The organism is Bacillus sp. LR_5 (genome assembly GCF_042709275.1).
In genome coordinates this window covers 1-6,896 of record NZ_JAVAXX010000310.1, presented here as the reverse complement: position 1 = coordinate 6,896, position 6,896 = coordinate 1, and the positions used below count along the sequence as shown (strand labels likewise).

The following is a 6,896-nucleotide window of genomic DNA, read 5'->3' as shown; positions in this document are numbered from 1 at the left end:
GTATAAAATCGGACAAGATAAACGTGCGAAGGTTCTTCCTATTTACGGCGGACAGGATATTGGACGGCAAATCCGGGCGTTAAAGAAGAATCCGAATATTATTGTCGGAACACCTGGCCGTCTTCTTGACCACATCAACCGCCGCACCATTCGTTTAAACAACGTAAATACCGTTGTAATGGATGAAGCGGATGAAATGCTAAACATGGGATTCATTGACGATATTGAATCTATCCTTTCAAACGTGCCAAGCGAGCATCAGACACTTCTGTTTTCTGCCACAATGCCTGCGCCGATCAAACGCATTGCAGAGCGCTTTATGACTGAGCCGGAACACGTAAAAGTAAAAGCGAAAGAAATGACGGTTTCTAACATTCAGCAGTTCTATTTGGAAGTGCAAGAACGCAAAAAATTCGATACACTGACTCGTCTTCTTGATATTCAGTCTCCTGAGCTTGCGATCGTATTCGGACGTACAAAACGCCGTGTCGATGAGCTGGCTGAAGCCTTGAACCTTCGCGGATATGCAGCTGAAGGTATTCACGGTGACTTAACGCAGGCAAAACGTATGGTTGCGCTTCGTAAATTTAAAGAAGGCGCAATCGAAGTTCTAGTCGCAACTGATGTTGCCGCTCGCGGACTTGATATCTCAGGTGTTACACACGTATACAACTTCGACGTGCCTCAAGATCCTGAAAGCTACGTTCACCGTATCGGAAGAACGGGCCGTGCAGGAAAAACAGGTATGGCGATGACGTTCATTACACCGCGTGAGAAAAGCATGCTTCGCGCAATTGAACAAACAACAAAACGCAAAATGGACCGCATGAAGGAGCCTACACTTGATGAAGCGTTAGAAGGCCAGCAACAGGTTACTGTTGAACGTCTTCGCACAACAATCAGTGAAAACAACCTGAACTTCTACATGACAGCGGCAGCTGAGCTGCTTGAAGATCATGATGCAGTAACAGTGGTTGCGGCGGCTATCAAAATGGCTACAAAAGAGCCAGACGACACACCGGTTCGCTTAACAGACGAAGCGCCGATGGTCAGCAAACGCTACAAGAACCAGCGCTCTTCTAAACGCAGAGACGGTCAAGGCGGCGGCTACCGCGGCGGAAAAGGGAAAAGCAACAACCGTTCTTCCTATGACAAAAAGCGTTCAAACGATCGCCGTTCTTCAGGTGACAGACGCCAGAAAAAATCTTACTAATTTGATCGATTCAGAGCCCAAAACATGATGTTTTGGGCTTTTTTATGTTCGCGATTTGTTATTCAGCAAATTTTCAGCTGACGGAAGCCATTTTTCTCTGTATGCTTAAGAATGAAACCTTTCTGTAAAAGAGACGTATAAGTAACGACGAAAAAAAGGGAGGTAGGTATTTTTGAGAGAGCAGCCAAAAAACCAAATCAGTCCAGACGGATTAAAGGTTTGGCGACTTCAAGAGATCATCATATCCGCTGTTTGCTTACTTATTGTCATTGCAGTTGCAGTGTTAAGCTATTATTTTCATTGGCCGTACTGGATCAGCGGCGTGCTCGGCGCGGTTTGGCTGCTGGGATCGATTGTGACGGTCTTTATCATTCCGAAGGTCCGTCATAAGGTGTGGCGATATGAAGTCCATGAACATGAAATAGATATTCAGTCAGGTATTTTTGTGGTAACACGTGTGATTGTTCCGATGGTCAGAGTTCAGCACGTCGATACGTCACAAGGGCCATTATTAAAAAAATACAACCTGGCAACGGTGAAAATTTCCACGGCCGCGACCGTTCATTCGATCCCCGCTTTAGAGATGGAGGAAGCGGATCGGCTGAGAGACTCCATTTCCCGTCTGGCGAGGGTGACTGATGATGATGTCTGAACCGAAACGCCTGCACCCGGCAGCAGTCATTTTGAATTTATGCCATACCATTATTCAAACGATAAAAAATATCATTCTGCCATTCTTTTTTGTGTATATTGTCAATTCAAACCATACTGTCCGTTTTTACGGAGCCATTGCGCTCGGTGTGCTATTCATCTGGCTTGTAGCGGCAAGCATTATCAAATGGAGAAGGTTTACCTATCGAATTGAAGATGATGAATTTAGAATCGAAGAAGGCTTATTTGTTACGAAAAAGCGATACATATCGATTGATCGGATTCAAACGATGAATACGAGCGCAGGCCTTGTCCAGCAAATCTTTAAGCTTGTGAAGCTGCAAATTGAAACAGCAGGCGGAGGCAAGGGGGCAGAAGCCGTTCTTTCTGCTATTTCTGTTGAAGAAGCGGAACGCATCAAAGAAGCTGTCTTTAAGAAAAAAGCGCAAAGACGAGAAAATGAACTTGATGAAGAACGGCTTGAAGCTGAAGAGGAGTTGGTTCCGGCCGTTGAGGTGCAAGAGTACTATCGCATGAACGCGAAAGAATTGCTCATGGCCGCTTCTACCTCCGGCGGAATCGGAGTCATTATCTCCGCTGTATTTGCACTTATTTCCCAGCTTGATGAAGTGCTGCCAATGGATTGGTTATTCGATAAGTTTTCCTTCCTTCAGCACGCCAGCATCGGTATTTACGCGGTACTGATTTTTATCGGTTTATTTATCGCCTGGATTTTCAGCATCGCGGGCATGATGTTTAGATACGCGAACTTTCAAATCATAAAAAAAGAGCAGGAACTGGTGATTTCAAGGGGAATTATTGAAAAACATCAAGTCACGATTCCATTGCGAAAAATACAAGCCATTAAAATCAAAGAAAATATCATTCGCCAGCTTTTCGGCTTTGTAACGGTGTCCATCGTCAGCGCAGGAGGCGGCGACCGGGAAAAAGAAGAAGGCGCTTTGACCATTCTCTTTCCAATGATTCATAAAAAAAAGCTTCCGCACATGCTCCGAACATTTACGCCGGAATACACGCTGGAAGAAAACTGCCGCCGCCTGCCGCGGCGCGCGTTGAAACGCTATTTGTTCCGTTCTGTCATTTTTTCACTCTTTTTGATCATCCCGTTATGTATCTTCTTTCAGCCATGGGGCTATCTGTCAGTGATCCTGCTGCCGATAGAATTGTTCTTCGGCTATCTCGCGTATAAAGAGGCTGCATGGACGATCAACGGGGACCATCTTCAGCTGACGTCTAGATTTATAGGCAGAACAACCGCCATTGTACTGAAAAAACGAATGCAGGTCTGCAAGTTCAGCCAATCCTATTTCCAAAAGAAAGGCCGCTTGTATACCATTTCTACTTCGGTGAAATCATCGAGCCATATGGAAGAATTAACGGTGAGGGATGTAGGTGAAGAGGATGCAGCCTTCATTTTAAAGTGGTACTCATATGAAAAAGCGGACGGTTAATACCGCCGCTCTTTTTTTTGCACGCATAAAAACGAAAGAAGAAACCCGCCGCATAGTCCAAACAAATGGGCCATCATGTTAATATTGGAGTTGATAAACGACATGAGAACGGCAAATGCGAGCAGTGTGATGATCATTTTGGAATGCTCCTGCCCTATTAGCTCATTGCGAAAAAGAACCATAAACAGGTACACGCCGAATAGCCCGAAAATTGCGCCTGAAGCACCGACATGCACGTAATCAAGCGGCTCTGTAACATAAGTGCCGATATTGCCGATGATGCCGGAGCCGGCGTATACAAGAAGGAAACGCGCTTTTCCCAGCATGCGTTCCAAAGCCGGGGCAAATAAAAAGATGGACATGGAATTAAACAGCAGATGTGTGAAACCGGCGTGCAGCAAAATCGGTGTGATCAGCCGCCACCATTCACCGTTTGCGACACCTAGATTATAGCCTGTGACGGTATCCCTCCATAACACGACTGAATGGGCAGGAAGTGAAAAAAACAGCCAGAGAACAGCTTGCAAAGCCAATATAAAGGTGACAACGGGGTAAAGCCTGATAAATGTTTGAAAATTTTCAGTTCGTATAAACATTCCGAGCCCCTTTTCTTCATTTTGGTATATCTATAGTAACACGTTTATGAGACAAACCATTTAAATAGTACGTACGCAAAGGAGGTTATCATACATGATTTACGGCATTGGGCTGGACATTACCGAGCTTAAACGCATCGCCTCTATGGCTGGGCGCCAGAAAAGGTTTGCCGAGCGGATTTTGACGCGAAGCGAGCTTGACCAATACTATGAGCTTTCAGAGAAAAGAAAAATTGAATTTCTCGCGGGCAGATTCGCGGCAAAAGAAGCTTTCTCGAAAGCGTTTGGCACCGGCATTGGGAGGCAGCTCAGCTTTCAGGACATTGAAATTAGGAAAGACCAAAATGGCAAGCCCTATATCATTTGTACGAAACTGAGCCAGGCCGCCGTTCACGTATCGATCACTCATACAAAAGAATACGCTGCCGCGCAGGTTGTGATTGAAAGGTTGTCAAGCTAGTCTGCATATTAGGGAAACCCCACTCATATATTTGATAGTGCATTAAGGGAGACAAGTTGTTTGAGGCTTTTATGGTACGCATCTGTTCTGCCTAAACGTGTACCGAGCGTACCGTTAAAGTCAAACAAGCGATTTCTTCCTTTTACATCAATTGAGAAAAAGGGGTTGAAAAAGGTGAGAAAAAGCTTTGTTTTGCTTTTAACGGGACTGCTTGCTGTTCTTATTCTTTCTGCCTGCGGGCAAAAAACACAGCAAGATATTGTGGCCGGGTTAGATGAAAAGGCGAAAGAATACACCTCGTACAAAGCAAAAGCGAAAATGACCATCGAGACAGGGAGTGAGCCTCAAGTATACAATGTGGAAATCTGGCACAAAAAGCCGTCTCTGTACAGGGTTTATTTAGAAAATCCGAAAAAGGACCAAAACCAAGTCATTTTACGAAATGAAAACGGAGTATTCGTTCTCACGCCGTCTTTAAATAAGAGCTTCAGATTTCAAAGCGATTGGCCGAACAACAGCAGCCAGGTTTATCTGTTTGAATCGCTCGTAAAGGATGTTCAAAACGATTCGGATGCAGTTTTCACAGCGAAAGAAAAGAAATACGTATTCGAAACAAAAACAAACTATCAGCATAACAAAATGCTGCCTACGCAAGAAATCACATTTAACAAAAAAGATATGAGCCCGTCATCTGTCAAAGTGATGGATACTGACCGGAAAGTGATGGTCAAAGTAGAATTCAGCAGCTTTGAATTTAATAAACAATTTGATAAAGAATCATTTGACGAAAAGAAAAATATGACCCTTTCTCAAATGGATGTTGCCACAAGCGCAAAGCCTTCCGATACATTCGCGGTCAAAACGCCGCTGGAACTGCCGCTTGGCGTCAAGCTGCTTGAAGAAAAAGATATATCTACTGAAGACGGGAAGCGCATCATCATGACGTACGGAGGAGAAAAGTCATTTACGTTAATTCAGGAAAAAGCCCAGATTGCCAAGGCTTCCTCCTCCGTTACGCTGAACGGCGAACCGGTAAATCTCGGCTACACCATCGGCGCTTTGTCGGATGCATCATTGTCATGGACATATGAAGGTGTAGATTACCTTCTCTCTTCTAAAGATCTTTCTAAAGAGGAAATGGTGACAGTAGCGAAAAGCATGCAGGGACAATCATCGAAATAACAACAAAGGCCAAACATGATTTGGCCTTTTTTTCGTTAGACATCGTTTCCCTTTAGCCTTTAATTTTAGTATGATATGTAAATGATATTGAATAAAAGCTAGGAAGTGTCGTAATGAGCACAAAACCTTTTTACAGAGATACGTGGGCGGAAATTGACTTGTCCGCAATAAAGGAAAATGTCAGCAATATGAAAAAACATATCGGTGAACATGTCCACCTGATGACAGTTGTGAAAGCAAACGCCTACGGGCATGGTGATGCAGAAACAGCAAAGGCTGCTCTTGACGCAGGTGCTTCATGCCTGGCCGTGGCCATTTTGGATGAAGCGATTTCACTGCGCAAAAAGGGATTGAAGGCGCCTATATTGGTGCTTGGCGCGGTTCCCCCAGAGTATGTTGCAATCGCTGCTGAGTATGACGTGACCTTAACAGGTTATTCTGTTGAATGGCTTCAGGAGGCAGCCCGCCACACGAAAAAAGGTTCTCTTCATTTTCATCTGAAGGTCGATACGGGGATGAACAGGCTTGGTGTAAAAACAGAGGAAGAAGTTCAGAACGTGATGGCCATTCTTGACCGCAATCCTCGTTTAAAGTGCAAAGGGGTATTTACCCATTTTGCGACAGCGGATGAAAAAGAAAGAGGCTATTTCTTAATGCAGTTTGAGCGCTTTAAAGAGCTGATTGCTCCGCTGCCGTTAAAGAATCTAATGGTCCACTGCGCGAACAGCGCCGCCGGACTCCGGCTGAAAAAAGGCTTTTTTAATGCAGTCAGATTCGGCATCGGCATGTATGGCCTTCGCCCGTCTGCTGACATTTCGGACGAGATACCGTTTCAGCTGCGTCCGGCATTTACCCTGCATTCGACGCTGTCGCATGTCAAACTGATCAGAAAAGGCGAGAGCGTCAGCTACGGAGCCGAGTACACAGCAGAAAAAGACACATGGATCGGGACGGTGCCTGTAGGCTATGCGGACGGCTGGCTCCGAAAATTGAAAGGGACTGACATCCTTGTGAAGGGAAAACGCTTGAAAATTGCCGGCCGAATTTGCATGGACCAATTTATGGTGGAGCTGGATCAGGAATATCCGCCGGGCACAAAAGTTACATTAATAGGCCGGCAGGGGGATGAATATATTTCCATGGATGAGATTGCAGGAAGGCTCGAAACCATTAACTACGAAGTGGCCTGTACAATAAGTTCCCGTGTTCCCCGTATGTTTTTGGAAAATGGGAGTATAATGGAAGTAAGAAATCCTTTATTGCAGGTAAATACAAGCAATTAACTTACCTAAATGGAGAATTCATAAAACAGCTTTGCTTGA

The 6,896-nt window shown here is 44.8% G+C and carries 7 protein-coding genes; 6 read left to right on the top strand and 1 reads right to left on the bottom strand.

Annotated elements, in window-relative coordinates:
• The 3 genes from RAC86_RS32855 to RAC86_RS32845 form a co-directional block, all read left to right on the top strand.
• Window positions 1-1,213 (top strand): DEAD/DEAH box helicase (locus RAC86_RS32855; RefSeq protein ID WP_377886511.1); only part of this gene is annotated, 1,213 nt, incomplete at its 5' end.
• A 172-nt stretch (window positions 1,214-1,385) separates the two neighbouring features.
• On the top strand, window positions 1,386-1,865 hold the full coding sequence (locus RAC86_RS32850) for a PH domain-containing protein (protein WP_003234318.1): 480 nt from the start codon (window positions 1,386-1,388) through the stop codon (window positions 1,863-1,865).
• Window positions 1,855-3,336, top strand: a complete 1,482-nt coding sequence (locus RAC86_RS32845) for a PH domain-containing protein (protein WP_377886512.1) — start codon at window positions 1,855-1,857, stop codon at window positions 3,334-3,336. The genes RAC86_RS32850 and RAC86_RS32845 overlap by 11 nt, the downstream gene beginning before the upstream one ends.
• On the opposite strand, the gene RAC86_RS32840 is transcribed toward RAC86_RS32845, so the two are convergent.
• The gene (locus tag RAC86_RS32840) at window positions 3,333-3,932 is read right to left on the bottom strand and encodes a rhomboid family intramembrane serine protease (RefSeq protein WP_003246687.1); all 600 of its coding nucleotides are present in this window, start codon (window positions 3,930-3,932) and stop codon (window positions 3,333-3,335) included. The genes RAC86_RS32845 and RAC86_RS32840 overlap by 4 nt on opposite strands.
• Window positions 3,933-4,026: 94 nt before the next feature.
• Here RAC86_RS32840 and acpS point away from each other — a divergent pair, with 94 nt between their 5' ends.
• The 3 genes from acpS (at window position 4,027) to alr (ending at window position 6,857) form a co-directional block, all read left to right on the top strand.
• The gene (acpS, locus tag RAC86_RS32835; RefSeq protein WP_015252768.1) at window positions 4,027-4,392 is read left to right on the top strand and encodes a holo-ACP synthase; all 366 of its coding nucleotides are present in this window, start codon (window positions 4,027-4,029) and stop codon (window positions 4,390-4,392) included.
• 165 nt (window positions 4,393-4,557) lie between these two features.
• On the top strand, window positions 4,558-5,574 hold the full coding sequence (locus RAC86_RS32830) for a LolA family protein (RefSeq protein WP_072557167.1): 1,017 nt from the start codon (window positions 4,558-4,560) through the stop codon (window positions 5,572-5,574).
• A 113-nt stretch (window positions 5,575-5,687) separates the two neighbouring features.
• Window positions 5,688-6,857, top strand: coding sequence for an alanine racemase (gene alr / locus RAC86_RS32825; protein WP_119899042.1), 1,170 nt, complete (start codon window positions 5,688-5,690; stop codon window positions 6,855-6,857).
• Window positions 6,858-6,896: the final 39 nt, after the last annotated feature.